The following is a 20,660-nucleotide window of genomic DNA, read 5'->3' on the forward strand; positions in this document are numbered from 1 at the left end:
GAAAATACACGATGATAGAAAAACCGATGATTTCTCTGCGGTTTAAGTAATCTTGATTTTAAATGGGTTAAAAGTTGACAGGTTTTAGGTCATCTTCTATCGGCCAAAGCGCCGGGCGTAGGATACCGATAGCCTGCAATAAACACAAAATAAATTTAAAGATTCAACTTTTTTGTTAGTTAATTTGTAAAATACTTTTTATAAATCACCTTGAGGTATGCAATGACGAGTAAGCCATCCGGTTCCGTGAGTTGGTTCCAGATCTTCCAGCGTGGGCAGCATTACATGAAAACCTGGCCTGCAGATAAACGGCTGGCTCCCGTATTTCCAGAAAATCGCATTACCCGCGCCACCCGCTTTGCTATCCGCTTTATGCCGCCGTTGGCAATATTTACCTTGGCCTGGCAGATTGCCTTGGGTGGCGAACTTGGCCCGGCCATTGCCACGGCCTTATTTGCGTGCAGTATGCCAATGCAGGGGTTGTGGTGGCTGGGGCGCCGTTCAATTACACCATTGCCACCGACTTTATTGCAGTGGTTCCATGAGATATGCAATAAACTGGCTGAAGCCGGGCAAGCGCTGGCACCGGTTGAAGGGGCGCCCACTTATCAGGCGCTGGCTGATGTGCTGAAACGTGCATTCAAGCAATTGGATAAAACCTTTCTGGATGATCTCTGATTTCAAGAAGAGTGATTATTTACAGATTGCGGATCGCCTTATCCTTGGTGCCTTTTGAGGGCAGTGTTGTTGCCTGCAAGACAAAACGCATGGGGCATTAAGGCGTATCTCCGTGATAATCCCGGTTCAAATCAAAGAACGTGTGAGTTGTGATTCCACGCCATAACAAAGTCATGCGATGCTCTCATCAATTTGCAGAACTGAGGAACATGAAATGGAAATGACTAATGCCCAACGTTTGATCCTGTCTAATCAGTACAAAATGATGACCATGCTCGATCCCGATAATGCGGAGCGCTACCGCCGTTTGCAGACTATTATCGAACGTGGTTTCGGTTTGCAGATGCGCGAACTTGACCGCGATTTTGGTGAGATGAGCGAGGAAGTATGTCGTACCATCATCAACATTATGGAAATGCACCATGCGTTACAGGTATCTTGGGAAAACCTCAAAGATCGGCAAGGGCTGGACGCACGCCGCCTGGCCTTCTTGGGTTTTGATGCGGCGACCGAAGCGCGCTACCTGAGCTATGTACGCTTCCTGGTCAGCACCGAAGGGCGATATACCCATTTCGACTCCGGTAGCCACGGTTTTAATGCCCAAACTAAAATGTGGGAAAAGTATCAGCGTATGCTGGCAATCTGGCTGTCGTGCCCGCGTCAATATCATCTGAGCGCCGTTGAAATTGCGCAAATCATTAATGCCTGATGATTTGCAGTTTGAAAGATAACGGAGATATACCTTGAATACTTCGAGTTGCAGGCAAGGCAAGCTACCTGCAACTTGGCGTATTAGCGGATATAAAAGTAAGAAGAGGTTTTTTGTGGAATGTAAGGGTTTTTTATTTGACCTGGATGGGACGTTAGTCGATTCATTACCTGTTGTGGAACGCGCTTGGACGCATTGGGCTGAACGTCACGGTATCAGTCCGCAGGACGTGTTGGCTTTTATCCACGGTAAACAGGCGATCACCTCATTGCGCCATTTTATGCCAGGCGCGACAGAGGCGGCGATCCAACATGAGTTTGATTTACTGGAACAGATGGAAGCGCAGGATACCGATGGCGTCAAGGCACTGCCCGGTGCAGTCGCACTGCTGGAGCAGCTGAATGAACTGGGTATTCCCTGGGCAATAGTGACATCGGGGTCGATCCCGGTCGCCAGTGCTCGGCGTGAGGCCAGTGGTTTGCCGCAGCCAGAGGTTTTCATCACCGCAGAACTGGTGAAACAAGGTAAACCACACCCGGATGCTTATCTGCTGGGGGCGGAACGCTTGGGTTTGGCTCCGCAAGCCTGTGTGGTGGTGGAGGATGCGCCTGCGGGTATCCTTTCTGGCTTGGCGGCTGGTTGCCAGGTAATTGCGGTTAACGCACCAGCGGAAACACCGCAACTTGAACAGGCCGCTTTAAGGCTGTTTTCGTTAGAGCAGATTAAGATTAATAAGGTAAAGCAAGGCGTAAGCATTGAACTTATTGCTTAACCCATGTTTTTTACCTCAAATTGATTAGACCCTGCATTTGCGGGGTTTTTTTATGTTAATTTTTAAGATCTGGATCACTGCGAGGCGAGGACATTTTGAACAGCGAATTACTTTGGGTTCTGATTTTATTGTTAATAGCCATCGTACTGTTTACCACCAATAAATTGCGTATGGATGTGGTGGCGTTGCTGGTGATCATCGCGTTTGTGCTGAGTGGTACCTTGACTCTGTCAGAAGCGACGGCGGGTTTCAGCGATCCTAACGTGATCCTGATTGCCGCCCTGTTTGTGATCGGTGAAGGCTTGGTGCGCACCGGTGTGGCTTATCAGGTCGGCGACTGGTTAGTTAAAGTGGCGGGCAGCAGTGAAATCAAAATGTTGGCGCTGTTGATGTTCACCGTAGCTGGGCTTGGTGCGTTTATGAGTTCAACCGGGGTGGTGGCGATCTTTATTCCGGTGGTACTCAGTGTGGCCGTAAGAATGAAAATCTCCCCCGGGCGGCTGATGATGCCGTTGAGTTTTGCCGGGCTTATCAGCGGCATGATGACGTTGGTGGCCACACCGCCAAATATGGTAGTGAACAGCGAATTGTTACGCGAAGGAATTGCCGGTTTTGGCTTCTTTGGCGTGACGCCAATCGGCCTGATCGTGTTGCTCTTGGGCGTGGGTTATATGCTAATCGCCCGTCGTTGGCTTGGCGATAGCGGTGGTGCGAAGAATACCAAGGTTACCTGGCAACGCCGGACGTTCCGCGATTTGATCCGGGATTATAAATTGATTGGCCGCGCGCGCCGTTTAGCTGTTCGCAGTGGTTCACCGTTGATTGGCCGTTCTTTAGATGAAGTACATCTGCGTGCCCGTTACAGTGCCAACGTCGTTGGTATAGAGCGCTGGAAACGCTTCCGGCGTGTCATGATCAGTGCCTTTGGCAGCACAGAACTGCGTGAAGGGGATGTGCTGCTGATTGATATGTCAGACTGCGATATTGACTTGCGCCAGTTCTGTAGCGAACAACTGCTGGAACCCATGATACTGCGTGGTGAGTATTTTTCTGAACAGGCGCGCAACGTGGGGATGGCCGAGGTTTCATTAATTCCCGATTCGGCCTTGCTGGGGAAAAGTGTGCGCGATGCATCTTTCCGCAGCCGTTACGATCTGAACGTGGTCGGTGTTCGCCGTAATGGTGAAACTTTAGGAGGCAGGCTGGCTGATGAGCCGCTGATGCTGGGGGATATCCTGCTGGTTATTGGTGACTGGAAAGCCATTCGCCAACTCCAGGCCAAGACTCATGATTTCATCGTACTAAATCTGCCTGCGGAAGTGGATGAGGTTGCTCCTGCTATTACTCAGGCACCACACGCGCTGTTCTGCCTGGCCTTGATGGTGGCAATGATGCTGACCGATGAAATTCCCAACCCGATAGCGGCGCTGATTGCCTGCCTGTTGATGGGGCGTTTTCGCTGTATTGATATGGAGAGTGCCTATAAAGCTATCCATTGGCCGAGCATTATTCTGATCGTCGGTATGATGCCATTTGCACAGGCATTGCAGAAAACCGGTGGTGTTGATTTGATCGTGAAAGGGTTGATGGATATTGCTGGTGAAGCTGGGCCGCGTGTCATGCTGGTGTGCCTGTTTGTGCTCTGTGCCACTATTGGGCTGTTTATCTCCAATACGGCCACGGCGGTATTAATGGCCCCGATTGCCATCGCTGCGGCGCGAGAAATGGGCGTGTCGCCTTATCCGTTTGCCATGATTATTGCCATTGCGGCTTCAGCGGCCTTTATGACGCCGGTGTCATCTCCCGTGAATACTTTGGTATTGGGGCCGGGGAATTATAAATTTGGCGATTTTGTCCGCATCGGGGTGCCGTTCACGGTGCTGGTGATGATCGTCAGTGTGCTGGTGGTGCCTTGGTTGTATGCGTTTTAGGCCCGAGTCTCGGGCCCATAATGATTACAGCGGGGAGTCGATACTGATTTCATCCAGCGACAGGCTGAAGCTTGGGATAAAGACTTCCATGAAGTAATCCATTTCCGGGCTTTGGCGCAGTTGTAGGGTTTTTTCCAGGCGTGCTTTGGCTAACGTAAATTCGTTATTTCCGGCAGACAGTTCCTCTAAACATTTCAGGTAGGCGCATAAGGCGTCTGCCTGTTTTACCAGAAGTTTCTCATCCTCGCTGTAATATTGCTCATCAAGAATTGACCGAAAGTCATTCTGTAATTCGTGTGGGATCATCTCCAGTAATTTTTGTTGTGCGATCTTTTCGATTTTTTTGTATTCGTGGGCAATCTGCGGATTGTAATACTTGATCGGTGTGGGCATATCACCGGTCAACACCTCACTGGCATCATGGTACATCGCCAGCAACGCCACACGTTCAGCATTCAGGTTACCGTTAAATTTGCGATTTTTAATCACCGCCAGCGCATGGGCGACAAAAGCAACTTGCAGACTGTGTTCGGAAACGTTCTCGGTACGCACGTTACGCATCAGTGGCCAGCGGCTAATCAGTTTCAAACGGGAAAGGTGGGCAAAGAAGTGGCTCTGGCTCATGGTGTTCTCTTTAATACAACGGCAAGTGAAGCCATTATTGTGAGCAGTGGCGGCAGGTTATGCAAACCCTGTGGCGTGGGCACAGCCAACAAACTGCGCCCATATAAATCATTGATGGTAGGTTTCGAGGAAGCGGCCCAGTTTACCGACGGCCATTTCCAATTCATCCACCCTCGGTAGGGTAACAATGCGCACGTGGTCAGGGTAAGGCCAGTTGAATGCGGTACCTTGCACCAGCAGCACTTTCTCCTGCAACAACAGGTCCAGTACCATTTTCTGATCGTCGCGAATATTGAAGCGTTTAGCATCAATACGCGGGAACATATATAGCGCTCCCTGAGGCTTCACGCAGGAAACACCAGGAATATCGTTCAGCAATTCCCAGGTACGGTTACGCTGCTCATACAGACGCCCGCCGGGTTGAATAAACTCACTGATGCTCTGATAACCGCCCAGCGCGGTCTGGATGGCATGTTGCATCGGTACGTTGGCACACAGGCGCATTGAGGCCAGCATCTCCAACCCTTCGATATAACCTTTGGCGTGTTTCTTTGGCCCGTTGAGCACCATCCAACCTTGGCGAAAACCAGCAACGCGATAGGTCTTGGACAAACCGTTAAAGGTGACCGTCAGCAGGTCTGGCGCCAGTGCGGCAATGGAATGGTGCTCGGCTTCGTCATACAGAATCTTGTCGTAAATTTCGTCGGCGAAGATGATCAGATTGTGCTGGCGGGCAATCTCGACGATCTGCTCCAGCAATTCCTTGCTATACACTGCACCGGTCGGGTTATTGGGGTTGATAATCACAATACCGCGGGTGCGCGGAGTGATTTTGCTGCGAATGTCATCCAGATCCGGGAACCAGCCGGATTCTTCGTCGCAGATGTAATGCACCGCTTTGCCGCTGGAAAGCGATACCGCTGCGGTCCACAGTGGATAGTCTGGTGCTGGCACCAGCATCTCGTCGCCAATGTTAAGCAGTGCCTGCATGGATTGCACGATCAGTTCAGAAACACCATTGCCAATGTAGATATCTTCAACGGTAACATCACGCATGTTACGCGCCTGATAGTGCTGCATGATCGCCTTACGCGCAGAAAAAAGCCCTTTGGAATCGCAATAACCTTGTGCAGTGGGGAGATTACGGATCACATCGACGAGAATTTCGTCTGGGGCATCAAAACCGAATGGGGCGGGGTTACCAATATTCAGTTTAAGGACTTTATTGCCTTCTTCTTCAAGGCGTTTAGCTTCTTTGAGCACTGGGCCACGAATGTCGTAGCAGACGTTGTCCAGTTTGCTGGATTTCTCAATGGGAGACATAAAAAATTGAGCCTTTTGCTGGGATGGGGATGATCCTACCGTGGAACATCGCACTTTGCTCAATGTACTCCCGGCGGCCTTTATTTTGAAGGGTAACATATGTTTTTGGTGTAAATGAATGGCTTTAAGCGGTTTTTTTTGGATTAAAGTTTCATATGAAATGGTTTTTTTGCAATTTAATTTTAATTCGGTGGATTTTAATGGATTTTTGGGTTGTTTTAAGTGCGATGAGCCATGTATGCACTTTTTATTATCTTATCTCCGTTGCTGAGTAGTATTGGGGTATAGCAAAAGACGAAGCCTCTCAAAATTGTAAAAAAATGATAATGCAAGAACTATCTTATGGCCGATAGCCATCAGCAATACAATACTTCCTAATAAGGTGAAATTGTATTAAAGAGTTTCTAGTAATTTACTTAAATATTTTTTAAGTAAAACTGCGTTTGGTTTTATGCGGAATAATCTTAATTGTTGAATTTAATTAAATTAGCCAATCAACGATTCTAGTGATACATGGAAGAAGCTTAATATCTGTACGAAAGATGACAAGGAGAGCAACCGTTTTCCTCACACTACCTTGCACGATTACTGAGGAAATGCGATGGTTTCAATGTTTGGAATCGCTGGCTATTCGGGGGCTAAGCACTTTTTGTTGTTACATACCCCTGTATTAGTAAGCGATTACGATAGATGATGGATAAAAGGCGATAGAGGTAACGAAATATAAGTAATTTTTTGCCCTCATCTAATGAGTGGGGTACTGTCATGTCCGGCGCTTGCCCTTTTTAGCAACGCCTTAGAAATACACCAGGGTAGTTTGTAAATTAGAATTTAAAAAGTGAAGAAAACACTATGACAAATGCAAATCGTCCGATACTTAATCTCGACCTCGATCTGCTAAGAACTTTTGTTGCTGTTGCTGATTTGAATACTTTTGCGGCGGCTGCTGTTGCCGTTTGTCGTACTCAGTCAGCGGTCAGTCAACAAATGCAGCGGTTAGAGCAATTGGTTGGCAAAGAGTTATTTGCTCGCCATGGGCGCAATAAATTATTAACTGAACACGGTATTCAGCTTCTTAGTTATGCCAGGAAAATCCTGCGCTTTAACGATGAAGCCTGTACCTCCTTAATGTACAACAATATCAACGGTGTTCTCAGGATCGGTGCTTCTGACGATACTGCTGATACCATTCTCCCCTTTCTGCTGAATCGTGTGACGTCGGTTTATCCCAAACTGGCGATTGATGTGCGGGTTAAACGCAGCCCGTTCATGATCGACATGTTGAAAAACGGTGAAGTGGATTTAGCGATCACCACTGTGGATACCGAAGGGCATCCTCACATTGTCTTACGCACATCACCCACGTTGTGGTATTGCTCTGCTGATTATTATTTCCAGGCAGGAGAGCCGATCCCACTGGTGGTGCTGGACGAACCCAGTCCGTTCCGCGCCATGGCGATCAAACACCTGGAGGCCGCCGGTATTCCTTGGCGTATTGCCTATGTCGCATCAACGCTATCCGCCGTGCGGGCAGCCTGTAAGGCTGGGTTGGGGATTACCGCTCGTCCGATCGAAATGATGAGCTCGGACTTGAGAGTATTGGGAACGGCTGAAGGTTTGCCGCTTCTTCCTGAAACTCAATATGCGTTATGTAAAGATATGAAGTGTGAAAACGAGCTGGCAATGGCGATTTTCTGTGCCGTGCAAAATGGCAATGATACGTATTGTTTCGGCGGGGAATCTGTGGGGGCAGAAGAGGATTCTTACCTGGTTGACAGTGAAGAATAGCGCTTAAAACGGATTATTTAATGGAGAAACCTCTGCTTCGGCGGAGGTTTTTTTGTTTGAGAACGAGAGATATAGCGATTTATGTGAAGTTTCGCCCATTTATTAATTGAAAGCGTTATTTCCTCCACTATTCTCAAAGAGCAGAATGGTTTGAAAATGATGATAAGCTAGCTTTGTTTGTTTTTTATACAGTAATAACAAAGAGTAAAACTTGCCGCTGGTGGCGCTCTTTGTGGCCTATGTGGTTATTTTTTTATCTCAAATTGACAAAAATGGTTAAAGTGCCACACTTTTTTTTGTGTTTTCTGCCCGAAGTGTGTTCTGGATCAAAAAAATACCCCTAGGTAGTGAGTGGAACATCAGGTAAACCCTGCGAGAATGGTATAGTAAAACTGAAATATGCATGTTGCTTTATACCTATTGGTTCCTATACAGCGGCTAACTGACACGATTTAGCCTAAGCTGGCGCACCATCTGTTAATAAAATGGCGCAAATGTAAATTAGTGTGTGGATTCTTTTGTCAAAGTTGACAAAAGGTTATAGATAGGAGTAAAAAGCCCACAGTAAAATGACTGCCTAACTCTCTGTAAAAGCAGTATGTTTGTGTGGCTATTAATCCTTCCCTTAAATCGATGTGGTGCACTAACCTGCCGGGTACAAGAGCAGGGCGTTCAGGCCACTTTTGATGAGTAAGCATAGAGTATGTCAACAACCACTGAAGTTATCGCTCATCACTGGGCGTTTGCCGTATTTCTTGTCGTGGCTATCGGGCTTTGTGGCTTCATGCTGCTAGGTGCATTCTTCTTGGGCGGGAGAGCCCGGGCACGTGCTAAAAATACCCCTTATGAATCAGGGATCGACTCGGTCGGTTCGGCGCGCTTGCGTCTTTCTGCCAAGTTTTACCTGGTTGCCATGTTCTTCGTTATTTTCGATGTTGAAGCCTTGTACCTGTACGCCTGGGCAGTCTCCGTTCGTGAGAGTGGCTGGGTAGGCTTTATCGAAGCCGCCATTTTTATTTTGGTGCTTCTGGCTGGTTTGGTTTATCTGGTGCGTATCGGCGCATTGGACTGGACTCCGTCGCGTTCCAAACGCCTCAGCAAGCCAAGTATCATCACTAACACCAACAGACATCCGCAGTAACAGCGAGGCATTAAGATGGACTATACGCTCACCCGCATAGACCCGAACGGTGAGAATGACCGTTATCCCCTGCAAAAACAGGAGATCGTTGGCGATCCCCTGGAACAGCAGGTTCATCGCACGGTTTACATGGGTAAACTCGAACATGCTTTGCATGACATGGTGAACTGGGGCCGCAAAAACTCTCTTTGGCCGTATAACTTCGGCCTTTCGTGCTGTTATGTGGAAATGGTGACTTCGTTTACCGCCGTGCATGACGTGGCGCGTTTTGGTGCAGAAGTTTTGCGAGCCTCTCCCCGCCAAGCGGATTTTATGGTTGTTGCCGGTACTTGTTTTACCAAGATGGCCCCGGTTATTCAGCGCTTATATGAACAGATGCTGGAGCCTAAATGGGTGATTTCAATGGGGGCCTGCGCCAACTCTGGTGGTATGTATGATATCTATTCTGTTGTGCAGGGCGTAGATAAATTCCTGCCGGTTGATGTGTACATTCCAGGTTGCCCACCGCGCCCAGAAGCTTACATGCAGGCTCTGTTGCTGCTACAGGAATCCATTGGTAAAGAACGCCGTCCGTTGTCGTGGGTGGTTGGCGATCAAGGGGTTTATCGCGCCAATATGCAGTCTGAAAAAGAGCGTAAGCGTAGCGAACGTATCGCGGTGACTAACTTACGGTCGCCTGACGAGATTTAAGACGTTCATTTAACGTCCATCTTAGTGCGCTATTGGTTAATACAGCGAAAAGTTGAACTTGCGGCGAAATAACCCTTTGGTGTGGTGAAAAAATTATGACAGATTTAACGACGCACGACGCCCTGCCAGCCTGGCATACCCGTGACCATCTTGATGATCCGGTGATTGGCGAACTGCGCAACCGTTTTGGGCCGGAAGCCTTCACTGTTCAGCCTACCCGTACCGGAATGCCCGTGGTATGGATAAAGCCTGCTCAGTTATTGGAAGTGATGGCGTTCCTGAGAAAACAGCCGAAGCCTTATGTCATGCTGTTCGATCTGCATGGTGTCGATGAGCGTCTTCGTACTCACCGCCAGGGGCTGCCTGCTGCGGATTTCTCTGTTTTTTATCATCTGATTTCCATCGAACGTAATCGTGACATCATGCTGAAAGTGGCGCTGTCTGAAAAAGACCTGCACGTGCCCACAGCAACCAAAGTGTTTCCGAATGCCAACTGGTACGAGCGCGAAACCTGGGAAATGTTCGGTATTACCTTTGACGGCCACCCGCATTTGACGCGCATCATGATGCCGCAAAGCTGGGAAGGTCATCCGCTGCGTAAAGATTACCCGGCGCGTGCCACAGAGTTCGATCCGTTTGTATTGACCAAACAGAAAGAAGATCTGGAAATGGAGTCGCTGAAGTTCAAACCGGAAGCGTGGGGGATGAAGCGCGGTACGGAGAATGAGGACTTTATGTTCCTTAACCTCGGCCCCAACCACCCTTCTTCGCACGGCGCATTCCGTATTATTTTGCAGTTGGATGGTGAAGAGATCGTTGATTGCGTGCCAGATGTGGGTTATCACCATCGCGGTGCCGAAAAAATGGGGGAGCGTCAGTCTTGGCATAGCTATATCCCATACACTGACCGTATCGAATATCTCGGCGGTTGCGTGAACGAAATGCCTTACGTCCTGGCGGTTGAAAAACTGGCTGGGATCGTGGTGCCAGATCGTGTCAACACCATCCGCGTTATGCTTTCCGAACTGTTCCGCATCAACAGCCACCTGCTGTACATCAGTACCTTTATCCAAGACGTGGGGGCGATGACCCCGGTGTTTTTCGCCTTTACCGATCGCCAGAAAGTGTACGATCTGGTTGAAGCGATTACCGGTTTCCGTATGCACCCGGCCTGGTTCCGTATCGGTGGCGTGGCACACGATCTGCCGAGTGGTTGGGATCGCCTGTTGCGTGATTTCCTCAACTGGATGCCGAAGCGCCTTGATTCTTACGTCAAAGCCGCACTGAAAAACACTATCCTGAAAGGCCGTTCCATCGGCGTTGCCTCTTACAATGCCAAAGAGGCGCTGGAGTGGGGGGTAACAGGAGCGGGTTTGCGTGCTACCGGTATTGAGTTTGACGTGCGTAAATGGCGCCCATATTCCGGTTATGAAAACTTTGATTTTGAAGTCCCGGTGGGTGATGGGACTAGCGACTGTTACACCCGTGTGATGCTGAAGGTGGAAGAGCTACGCCAGAGCCTGCGTATTCTTGAGCAATGCCTGAACAACATGCCGGAAGGCCCGTTCAAGGCCGATCACCCACTGACTACGCCACCGCCGAAAGAGCGCACGTTGCAGCATATTGAAACGCTGATCACCCACTTCCTACAGGTTTCCTGGGGCCCGGTGATGCCAGCTAACGAATCATTCCAGATGATTGAAGCCACGAAAGGGATCAACAGCTACTACCTGACCAGCGACGGCAGCACCATGAGCTACCGTACCAGGGTGCGTACGCCAAGCTTTGCACACCTGCAACAGATCCCGGCGGTAATCCGTGGCAGCCTGGTTTCCGACCTGATTGTCTATCTGGGTAGTATCGATTTTGTAATGTCAGATGTGGACCGCTAACTATGCATGATCATAACGATGCACTTGAGCCCATCAATGCAGCCGCTCCTCAAAGCGGTGCTGATGTCTTTGTGCTGAGCGCAACAGAGCGTGATGCGATCGAGCACGAAAAACACCATTACGAAGATCCGCGCGCTGCTTCCATTGAAGCACTAAAAATTGTGCAGAAACAGCGCGGCTGGGTGCCGGATGGGGCGATTTATGCCATCGCAGAGGTATTGGGTATTCCTGCCAGCGATGTAGAAGGCGTGGCCACGTTTTACAGCCAGATTTTCCGCCAGCCGGTTGGGCGCCACATCATCCGTTATTGTGACAGCGTAGTGTGTCATATCAACGGGTATCAGGGCATTCAGGCGGCTTTGGAGAAAAAGCTCAATATCAAACCGGGTCAAACCACCTTTGATGGCCGCTTTACGTTACTGCCAACCTGCTGCCTGGGTAACTGCGACAAAGGCCCAAGTATGATGATCGATGAGGATACTCACGCTCACCTGACGCCGGAAAACGCCGTTGAATTGTTGGAGCGGTATAAATGATGATTGATATCAAACGTACTGCCGAAATGCACCCGCTCACCTGGCGGCTGCGCGATGACGAACAGCCGGTCTGGCTGGATGAGTATCGCAGTAAAAATGGCTATGCAGGCGCAGAGAAAGCCCTTAAAGGCATGGCTCCAGATGAGATCGTCAATCTGGTCAAAGACGCCGGGCTGAAAGGCCGCGGCGGTGCAGGTTTCTCCACCGGTTTGAAGTGGAGCCTGATGCCGAAAGACGAATCCATGAATATCCGTTACCTGCTGTGTAACGCGGATGAAATGGAGCCAGGCACCTATAAAGATCGTTTGCTGATGGAGCAACTGCCGCACCTGCTGGTGGAAGGTATGTTGATCTCCGCTTTTGCGCTGAAAGCCTATCGGGGTTACATCTTCCTGCGTGGCGAATATATCGAAGCCGCAGTGCATCTGCGCCGCGCGATTGCGGAAGCAACCGAAGCGGGCTGGCTGGGTAAGAATATCCAGGGCAGCGGTTTTGATTTCGAGCTGATCGTCCACACCGGCGCTGGCCGTTATATCTGTGGTGAAGAAACCGCACTGATTAACTCGCTGGAAGGTCGCCGCGCCAATCCGCGCTCTAAGCCACCGTTCCCGGCGTCTGCGGGGGTTTGGGGCAAACCGACCTGCGTCAATAACGTGGAAACCCTGTGCAACGTGCCTGCCATTCTTGAGCACGGCGTTGATTGGTACAAAGGAATCTCCGCTGGTAAGAGTAACGATGCGGGCACCAAACTGATGGGCTTCTCTGGCCGGGTGAAAAACCCAGGCCTTTGGGAACTGCCATTTGGCACTACCGCACGTGAAATTCTGGAGGATTACGCCGGTGGCATGCGGGATGGCCTGAAATTCAAAGCCTGGCAGCCAGGTGGTGCAGGGACAGATTTCCTGACTGCCGATCATCTGGATCTGCCGATGGACTTCGAAAGCATCGCTAAGGCGGGCAGCCGCTTGGGCACCGCGCTGGCGATGGCGGTGGATCACGAAATCGGTATGGTTTCCCTGGTGCGTAATCTAGAGGAGTTTTTCGCTCGCGAGTCTTGTGGCTGGTGTACGCCGTGCCGTGACGGCCTGCCGTGGAGCGTGAAAATTCTGCGTGCGTTGGAAAATGGCGAAGGCCAGCCAGGGGATATTGAAACCCTTGAGCAACTGTGCCGCTCCCTTGGCCCAGGTAAAACCTTCTGTGCCCATGCGCCAGGTGCCGTAGAGCCACTGCAAAGCGCGATTAAATATTTCCGTGACGAGTTTGAAGCCGGTATTGCTACCCAATATTTTGGCAATATCCAGGCGATTGGCGGCATTCAGCCAAACAACTTGTTGAAACAACGCTGGTAATTCGTTGAGTTAATGAGATGCGTTAGCGATGACGCTCTTAGTGTACCGGCTAAAAAAGTTTTTATAATTAACGCCTGAAAATAACCCAATCATTTACGCAGCAGCAACGTAAAAGGATGAAGGTGATTTCGGGCCACTTGGAAGCATGCTGACTATGGCTACGATTCATGTAGACGGCAAAGAATACGACGTAGATGGAGCCGACAACCTGCTACAGGCCTGTCTCTCCCTCGGGCTCGATATTCCTTACTTTTGCTGGCATCCGGCGCTGGGAAGCGTCGGCGCTTGCCGCCAATGTGCGGTAAAGCAATATCAAAACGCGGATGATACGCGTGGCCGTTTGGTGATGTCTTGTATGACACCGGCATCGGATGGAACCTTCATTTCCATTGATGATGCAGAAGCCAAGCAGTTCCGTGAAAGCGTGGTTGAATGGTTGATGACCAACCACCCGCACGATTGCCCGGTATGTGAAGAAGGCGGTAACTGTCACTTGCAGGATATGACAGTGATGACCGGCCACAGTTTCCGTCGATACCGTTTCACCAAACGTACCCACAATAATCAGGAGCTGGGGCCGTTTATCTCGCATGAGATGAACCGCTGTATTGCCTGTTACCGCTGTGTGCGCTACTACAAAGATTATGCCGACGGTACTGACTTCGGGGTCTACGGCGCGCACGACAACGTCTACTTCGGGCGCCCGGAAAGCGGCACACTGGAAAGCGAGTTCGCGGGCAACCTGGTAGAGGTATGTCCGACCGGCGTATTCACCGACAAGACCCATTCCGAACGTTATAACCGCAAGTGGGACATGCAGTTTGCGCCAAGCATCTGCCAGCAGTGCAGCATCGGCTGTAACACCAGCCCAGGTGAGCGCTATGGTGAACTGCGCCGCATCGAAAACCGTTATAACGGCAGCGTAAATCACTATTTCCTGTGTGATCGTGGTCGCTTTGGTTATGGCTATGTCAATCTGAAAGATCGTCCACGCCAGCCGCAGCAGCTGCGTGGTAATGACTGGATCACCCTGAACGCCGAGCAGGCGATGCAGGGTGCGGCAGATATTCTGCGTCAGGCGAAGAAAACCATCGGTATCGGTTCGCCGCGTGCCAGCCTGGAAAGCAACTTTGCGCTGCGTGAACTGGTGGGGGCAGAGAACTTCTATACCGGCATCAATCAGGCCGAGCAGCAACGTTTGAATCTGATGCTCAATGTGCTGAGAAACAGCGGTGTTAACACGCCTAACCTGCGGGAAATCGAAAGCTATGATGCGGTGCTGGTATTGGGTGAAGATCTGACCCAGACCGGGGCCCGTATCGCGCTGTCGGTTCGTCAGGCGGTAAAAGGTAAAGCCCGCGCTATGGCCGCAGCCCAACGTGTTGCCGACTGGCAAATCGCTGCGGTGCAGAACATTGGTCAGCACGCCAAGCACCCGCTGTTTGTCACCAACGTGGATGACACCCGTCTGGATGATATCGCTGCCTGGAACTATCGCGCTCCGGTTGATGAACAGGCCCGTTTAGGGTTCGCTATTGCGCATGCGTTGGATGAATCTGCACCGGCGGTCAGCGATCTGGCCGCTGGTCTGAACAAGAAAATTGATGTGATCGTGCAGGCCTTGGCGGGAGCACAAAAGCCGTTGATCATCACCGGCAGCAATGCGGGCAGTGATGCAATTATCGAAGCGGCAGCCAACATTGCCAAAGCGCTGAAAGGCCGTGGGGCTAACGTGGGGATCACCTTCGTGGCTGCCGCAGCCAACAGCATGGGGCTGGCGATGATTGGCGGTGGTTCGCTGGATGACGCATTGGTGCAGTTGGAAAGCGGCACTGCGGATACTGCGATTGTGATGGAAAACGATCTCTATCGTCACGCCCCAGCCGCGAACGTAGATGCTGCCTTGGCCAAGGTCAGTAACCTGATTGTTGCTGACCACCAGCACACGGCGATCATGGATAAAGCTCACCTGATCCTGTCAGCGGCCAGCTTTGCAGAAAGCGATGGTACGTTGGTCAATCAGGAAGGCCGTGCGCAGCGTTTCTTCCAGGTCTACGACCCGGCTTACTATGATGATGCCAAGCGGAATATCCACAGTGTGATATTGGAAAGCTGGCGTTGGATGCATTCATTGCATTCCACCTATACCAGCCGCCAGGTTGACTGGACGCAGCTTGACGATGTGATTGAGGCCTGTGTGACTGCGTTGCCGCAGTTGCAAGGGATCGTTGAAGCGGCACCCGATGCCACCTTCCGCATTCGTGGTCAGAAACTGGCGCGTTCGCCACACCGTTACAGCGGCCGTACCGCGATGCGCGCTGATATCAGCGTACATGAGCCACGTCAGCCACAGGATAAAGACACCATGTTCTCCTTCTCAATGGAAGGGAACAACAGCCCGCTGGCAGAACGGCAGCACATCCCGTTTGCCTGGGCACCAGGCTGGAACTCACCGCAGGCATGGAACAAATTCCAGGCCGAAGTGGGTGGCAAACTGCGCCATGGCGATCCGGGTATTCGTCTGATCGAAGCGGGGGAGGGGAATCTCGGTTACTTCACCGCGATCCCGGCGGCATTTAAAGCCGAAGGCTGGCGTGTGGCACCGTATTATCATCTATTTGGCAGTGATGAAATGTCGCAGCGTTCAGGTGTCATTCAGCAGCGTATGCCGCAGGCGTATGTGATGGTCAACAGCGCTGATGCCGCACAGCTCGGCGTGAATGCCGGGGCGTTGGTGGAATTCAGCTGTGCTGGTCAGACGCTGCGTTTGCCGGTGCGCCTGAGTGAAACCCTGAGCCAAGGTCAGGTTGGTTTGCCGCTCGGCTTGCCAGGGATACCGCCGGTACTGGTGGGTGCAACGGTTGAGAATCTGCGGGAGGCTGCACGATGAGCTGGTTTACGCCTGGGGTGATCGAAATTCTGATCGCTGTCCTGAAAGCGGTGGTGATCTTGCTGGTGGTGGTGACCTGCGGGGCTTTTATGAGCTTCGGGGAGCGCCGCTTGCTGGGGCTGTTCCAGAACCGTTATGGGCCAAACCGTGTCGGCTGGGGCGGTTCGTTGCAGCTGGTTGCCGACATGATCAAAATGTTCTTCAAGGAAGACTGGGTTCCGAACTTCTCTGACCGGATGATCTTTACTCTGGCACCGATGATCGCCTTTACTTCCTTGCTTTTGGCTTTTGCTATTGTTCCGGTCAGCCCGACCTGGGCTGTGGCCGATCTTAACATCGGTATTCTGTTCTTCATGATGATGGCCGGTCTGGCAGTGTATGCCGTGTTATTCGCTGGTTGGTCAAGCAACAACAAATACTCGTTGTTAGGGGCTATGCGCGCCTCAGCACAAACCCTGAGTTACGAAGTGTTCCTCGGTTTGTCACTGTTGGGTGTGGTGGCGCAGGCGGGAACATTCAATATGCAGATGATTGTTGAGTCACAGGCTCAAGTCTGGAATATCATCCCGCAATTCTTCGGTTTCTTGACCTTTGCTATTGCCGGGGTTGCGGTGTGCCACCGCCATCCGTTTGACCAGCCAGAGGCTGAGCAAGAGCTGGCTGATGGCTACCACGTTGAATATTCTGGTATGAAATTCGGTTTATTCTTTGTGGGGGAATACATCGGTATTGTTACCGTATCTGCCCTGATTGTGACGCTGTTCTTCGGTGGTTGGCAGGGGCCATTCCTGCCGCCATTCATCTGGTTCGCACTGAAAACCGCTTTTTTCATGATGATGTTTATTCTGATCCGTGCATCATTGCCGCGCCCGCGCTATGACCAGGTGATGTCATTCGGCTGGAAAGTTTGCCTGCCGCTGACGCTGCTGAATCTGCTGGCAACCGCCGCGGTCATTTTGTACAACGCTCAATAAGGGGTGAATAAACCATGACATTGAAAGAGTTAGTGGTTGGTTTCGGCACCCAGGTGCGCAGCATTTGGATGATTGGCATGCATGCCTTCGCCAAGCGCGAAACCCAGATGTATCCAGAAGAACCGGTCTACCTGCCGCCGCGCTACCGTGGCCGGATCGTGCTGACGCGCGATCCCGACGGCGAGGAACGCTGTGTTGCCTGTAACCTGTGTGCGGTAGCCTGCCCGGTGGGGTGTATTTCCCTGCAAAAGGCGGAGCAGAAAGATGGCCGCTGGTATCCAGAGTTTTTCCGTATCAACTTTTCGCGCTGTATTTTCTGCGGGCTGTGTGAAGAGGCTTGCCCAACTACTGCCATCCAGTTAACGCCGGATTTCGAAATGGGTGAGTTCAAGCGCCAGGATCTGGTATACGAAAAAGAAGATTTGTTGATCTCGGGGCCGGGTAAATACCCGGAATATAACTTCTACCGGATGGCCGGTATGGCAATTGATGGCAAAGCCAAAGGCGAAGCCGAAAACGAAGCCAAACCGATCGACGTCAAAAGCCTGTTGCCGTAGGAGCAAGCGAAGCATGGAAATTGCCTTTTATCTGGCGGGTTTGATTGCGATAGTTGCGACGATTCGCGTTATTTCGCATACCAATCCTGTGCATGCGCTGCTGTATCTGATCGTGTCGTTATTGGCGATCTCGGCAGTTTTTTTCTCTCTAGGCGCCTACTTTGCCGGTGCGCTGGAAATCATCGTGTACGCCGGAGCCATTATGGTGCTGTTTGTGTTCGTGGTGATGATGCTGAACCTTGGCAACGCGGTGCAGCAGCAAGAACGCGAATGGCTGAAACCATCGGTGTGGATTGGCCCAGGCCTGTTATCACTGGTTTTGCTGGTGGTGCTGATCGTGGCGATCCGCAGTTCGTCTGAACAGGGGATCAGCGGTGAGATGGTAGATGCGAAAGCGGTTGGGATCAGCCTGTTTGGTCCTTACGTTCTGGCGGTTGAACTGGCTTCAATGCTGCTGTTGGCAGGTCTGGTTGTTGCCTTCCACATTGGCCGTGAACACAAACCGGGTGAAGTATTGAGCAATGCTCCGGCAAGTGGCGAAATGGCAAGAAGAAAATCGGAGGAGCAAGCATGATCCCTCTCCAACATGGTCTGATCCTGGCGGCGATCCTGTTCGTTTTGGGGCTGACCGGGTTACTGATCCGGCGTAACCTGCTGTTTATGTTGATCAGCCTGGAAGTGATGATCAACGCAGCGGCGCTGGCGTTTGTCGTGGCGGGAAGCTACTGGGCTCAGGCCGACGGGCAGATAATGTATATTCTGGCGATCAGCCTGGCAGCGGCGGAGGCCAGTATCGGCTTGGCGCTGTTGCTACAGCTCTACCGTCGTCGTCATACCCTGAATATTGATACTGTCAGTGAGATGCGCGGATGAACCTATTATATCTAACTATTCTGCTACCGCTGATCGGGTTCCTGCTGTTGGCCTTTTCCCGTGGCCGCTGGTCTGAGAACCTGGCAGCTACCGTTGGCGTGGGCTCTATTGGCTTGGCGGCCTTGGTCACTGTGCACGTCGCGCTGGATTTCTACGCCCAGAAAGCCACAGGTGCCGCATTTTTTGAGCAAAATCTGTGGAACTGGATGACCGTTGGTGATTTCAAGATTGGCGTGACCTTGGTGCTGGATGGCCTGTCGCTGACGATGTTGTCGGTGGTAACCGGCGTTGGTTTCTTGATCCACATGTTTGCCTCCTGGTACATGCGTGGTGAAGAGGGCTACTCACGTTTCTTTGCATACACCAACCTGTTTATCGCCAGCATGGTGATCTTGGTGCTGGCAGATAACCTGCTGCTGATGTACCTGGGTTGGGAAGGCGTAGGCCTGTGCAGCTACCTGCTGATTGGTTTCTACTATAAGAATCCGGCCAACGGCGCGGCGGCAATGAAAGCCTTCATTGTGACCCGTGTGGGGGACGTATTCCTGGCCTTTGCGCTGTTTATCCTGTACCACGAGCTGGGTACGCTGAACATTCGTGAATTGATGGTGCTGGCACCGGAAAAACTGGCGATCGGCGATACGGCCATCACTTGGGCAACGCTGATGTTGCTCGGCGGTGCGGTGGGTAAATCGGCACAGTTGCCGTTGCAGACCTGGCTGGCTGATGCGATGGCGGGCCCGACGCCGGTATCGGCCTTGATCCACGCCGCAACCATGGTAACCGCGGGCGTTTACCTGATTGCCCGTATGCATGGCCTGTTCCTGATGGCGCCAGAGGTGTTGAACCTGGTGGGGATCGTTGGGGCGGTCACCTTGTTGCTGGCGGGTTTTGCCGCGCTGGTGCAAACCGATATCAAGCGTGTGCTTGCCTATTCCACCATGAGCCAGATTGGTTACATGTTCCTGGCATTGGGTGTGCAGGCGTGGGATGCGGCAATCTTCCATCTGATGACCCATGCGTTTTTCAAAGCCTTGCTGTTCCTGGCATCCGGTTCGGTGATCCTGGCTTGCCATCACGAACAGAACATCTTCAAGATGGGCGGCCTGCGCAAGAGCATTCCGCTGGTATATGCCTGCTTCCTGGTGGGCGGTGCAGCGCTGTCGGCACTGCCTATGGTCACCGCAGGCTTCTTCAGTAAGGACGAAATTCTGGCGGGCGCGCTGGCGAATGGGCATGTCAACCTGATGGTTGCCGGTTTGGTCGGGGCGCTGATGACCTCGTTGTATACCTTCCGTATGATTTTCATCGTGTTCCACGGCGAAGAAAAAATCAAAGCGCATGCGGGTAAAGGCATCACTCACCATCTGCCGTTGCTGGTGCTGATGGTGCTGTCCACCTTTGTTGGCGCGATGATCGTCCCACCACTGAAAGGTGTGCTGCCGGAAACCACCGCTATGGCGCATGATAGCGTACTGACGTTGGAGATCGCTTCTGGCGTGGTGGCTATTGTGGGTATCCTGCTGGCTGCTGCATTGTGGTTGGGTAAACGTAGCCTGGTGAACAGCATCGCAAACAGTGCTCCAGGCCGTTTCTTCTCAACCTGGTGGTTCCATGCCTGGGGCTTTGACTGGTTATATGACAAGGTGTTCGTCAAGCCGTATCTGGGTGTTGCCAAGCTGCTGCAAAACGATCCGCTGAACTCAATGATGAACCTGCCGGCAATCTTCTCCCGCTGGGGGAACCGTGGCCTGACGGTGAGTGAGAACGGCCAGATACGCTGGTATATCGCGTCGATGGGGATAGGTGCAGTGGTCGTATTGGCGCTGTTGATTTTGGTTTAACAGAACAATGCGGATTTAATTATCGGGCGTAGCACTCGTTAATTCAGCGCTACGCACAATGTTTTTGCTTTATACCCAAGAATTTCAAG

The 20,660-nt window shown here is 51.5% G+C and carries 18 protein-coding genes; 16 read left to right on the plus strand and 2 right to left on the minus strand.

Going from position 1 to position 20,660, the window contains the following annotated elements:
* The first annotated feature begins 222 nt into the window (after nucleotides 1–222).
* From yfbV to Z042_RS12435, 4 genes are all read left to right on the plus strand, one after another.
* Complete coding sequence (gene yfbV, locus Z042_RS12420; protein ID WP_024911413.1) at nucleotides 223–678, plus strand: terminus macrodomain insulation protein YfbV; 456 nt, start codon at nucleotides 223–225, stop codon at nucleotides 676–678.
* 214 nt (nucleotides 679–892) lie between these two features.
* Nucleotides 893–1,387, plus strand: coding sequence for a YfbU family protein (locus tag Z042_RS12425; protein WP_024911412.1), 495 nt, complete (start codon nucleotides 893–895; stop codon nucleotides 1,385–1,387).
* Nucleotides 1,388–1,502: 115 nt separating this feature from the next.
* Nucleotides 1,503–2,159, plus strand: coding sequence for a sugar phosphatase (locus Z042_RS12430; RefSeq protein ID WP_024911411.1), 657 nt, complete (start codon nucleotides 1,503–1,505; stop codon nucleotides 2,157–2,159).
* Nucleotides 2,160–2,254: 95 nt separating this feature from the next.
* Nucleotides 2,255–4,090, plus strand: coding sequence for an SLC13 family permease (locus Z042_RS12435; RefSeq protein WP_024911410.1), 1,836 nt, complete (start codon nucleotides 2,255–2,257; stop codon nucleotides 4,088–4,090).
* Nucleotides 4,091–4,114: 24 nt separating this feature from the next.
* Here Z042_RS12435 and yfbR read toward each other — a convergent pair whose 3' ends face one another.
* Nucleotides 4,115–4,714 carry a 5'-deoxynucleotidase gene (gene yfbR, locus Z042_RS12440; protein ID WP_024911409.1) on the minus strand — a complete coding sequence of 200 codons (600 nt, stop codon included), beginning with the start codon at nucleotides 4,712–4,714 and terminating at the stop codon, nucleotides 4,115–4,117.
* A gap of 108 nt (nucleotides 4,715–4,822) precedes the next feature.
* Nucleotides 4,823–6,037: a pyridoxal phosphate-dependent aminotransferase gene (locus tag Z042_RS12445; RefSeq protein ID WP_024911408.1), complete on the minus strand. Its 1,215-nt coding sequence runs from the start codon at nucleotides 6,035–6,037 to the stop codon at nucleotides 4,823–4,825.
* Between the two features lie 852 nt (nucleotides 6,038–6,889).
* Here Z042_RS12445 and lrhA point away from each other — a divergent pair.
* From lrhA to nuoL, 12 genes are all read left to right on the plus strand, one after another.
* The gene (gene lrhA / locus Z042_RS12450; RefSeq protein WP_024911407.1) at nucleotides 6,890–7,825 is read left to right on the plus strand and encodes a transcriptional regulator LrhA; all 936 of its coding nucleotides are present in this window, start codon (nucleotides 6,890–6,892) and stop codon (nucleotides 7,823–7,825) included.
* A gap of 703 nt (nucleotides 7,826–8,528) precedes the next feature.
* Nucleotides 8,529–8,966, plus strand: a complete 438-nt coding sequence (locus Z042_RS12455; protein WP_024911406.1) for an NADH-quinone oxidoreductase subunit A — start codon at nucleotides 8,529–8,531, stop codon at nucleotides 8,964–8,966.
* Nucleotides 8,967–8,981: 15 nt separating this feature from the next.
* Complete coding sequence (locus Z042_RS12460; protein WP_024911405.1) at nucleotides 8,982–9,656, plus strand: NuoB/complex I 20 kDa subunit family protein; 675 nt, start codon at nucleotides 8,982–8,984, stop codon at nucleotides 9,654–9,656.
* A 95-nt stretch (nucleotides 9,657–9,751) separates the two neighbouring features.
* Nucleotides 9,752–11,548 (plus strand): NADH-quinone oxidoreductase subunit C/D, encoded by a 1,797-nt coding sequence (nuoC, locus tag Z042_RS12465; RefSeq protein WP_024911404.1) that lies wholly within the window; start codon nucleotides 9,752–9,754, stop codon nucleotides 11,546–11,548.
* A gap of 2 nt (nucleotides 11,549–11,550) precedes the next feature.
* Nucleotides 11,551–12,084, plus strand: a complete 534-nt coding sequence (gene nuoE / locus Z042_RS12470; protein ID WP_024911403.1) for an NADH-quinone oxidoreductase subunit NuoE — start codon at nucleotides 11,551–11,553, stop codon at nucleotides 12,082–12,084.
* Entirely contained in the window at nucleotides 12,081–13,433 is a 1,353-nt protein-coding gene (gene nuoF / locus Z042_RS12475; RefSeq protein ID WP_024911402.1) for an NADH-quinone oxidoreductase subunit NuoF, read from the plus strand. The genes nuoE and nuoF overlap by 4 nt, the downstream gene beginning before the upstream one ends.
* A 154-nt stretch (nucleotides 13,434–13,587) precedes the next feature.
* Complete coding sequence (nuoG, locus tag Z042_RS12480) at nucleotides 13,588–16,323, plus strand: NADH-quinone oxidoreductase subunit NuoG (protein WP_024911401.1); 2,736 nt, start codon at nucleotides 13,588–13,590, stop codon at nucleotides 16,321–16,323.
* Nucleotides 16,320–17,297, plus strand: a complete 978-nt coding sequence (nuoH, locus tag Z042_RS12485) for an NADH-quinone oxidoreductase subunit NuoH (protein WP_024911400.1) — start codon at nucleotides 16,320–16,322, stop codon at nucleotides 17,295–17,297. Before nuoG ends, nuoH begins: the two co-directional genes overlap by 4 nt.
* Before the next feature lie 14 nt (nucleotides 17,298–17,311).
* Complete coding sequence (gene nuoI / locus Z042_RS12490) at nucleotides 17,312–17,854, plus strand: NADH-quinone oxidoreductase subunit NuoI (protein ID WP_024911399.1); 543 nt, start codon at nucleotides 17,312–17,314, stop codon at nucleotides 17,852–17,854.
* Nucleotides 17,855–17,867: 13 nt separating this feature from the next.
* On the plus strand, nucleotides 17,868–18,428 hold the full coding sequence (gene nuoJ, locus Z042_RS12495) for an NADH-quinone oxidoreductase subunit J (protein WP_024911398.1): 561 nt from the start codon (nucleotides 17,868–17,870) through the stop codon (nucleotides 18,426–18,428).
* Entirely contained in the window at nucleotides 18,425–18,727 is a 303-nt protein-coding gene (gene nuoK / locus Z042_RS12500; protein WP_024911397.1) for an NADH-quinone oxidoreductase subunit NuoK, read from the plus strand. The genes nuoJ and nuoK overlap by 4 nt, the downstream gene beginning before the upstream one ends.
* Nucleotides 18,724–20,571 (plus strand): NADH-quinone oxidoreductase subunit L, encoded by a 1,848-nt coding sequence (gene nuoL, locus Z042_RS12505; protein ID WP_024911396.1) that lies wholly within the window; start codon nucleotides 18,724–18,726, stop codon nucleotides 20,569–20,571. The genes nuoK and nuoL overlap by 4 nt, the downstream gene beginning before the upstream one ends.
* Nucleotides 20,572–20,660 lie beyond the last annotated feature (89 nt).

It is taken from the genome of Chania multitudinisentens RB-25, assembly GCF_000520015.2.
Classification (GTDB): domain Bacteria; phylum Pseudomonadota; class Gammaproteobacteria; order Enterobacterales; family Enterobacteriaceae; genus Chania; species Chania multitudinisentens.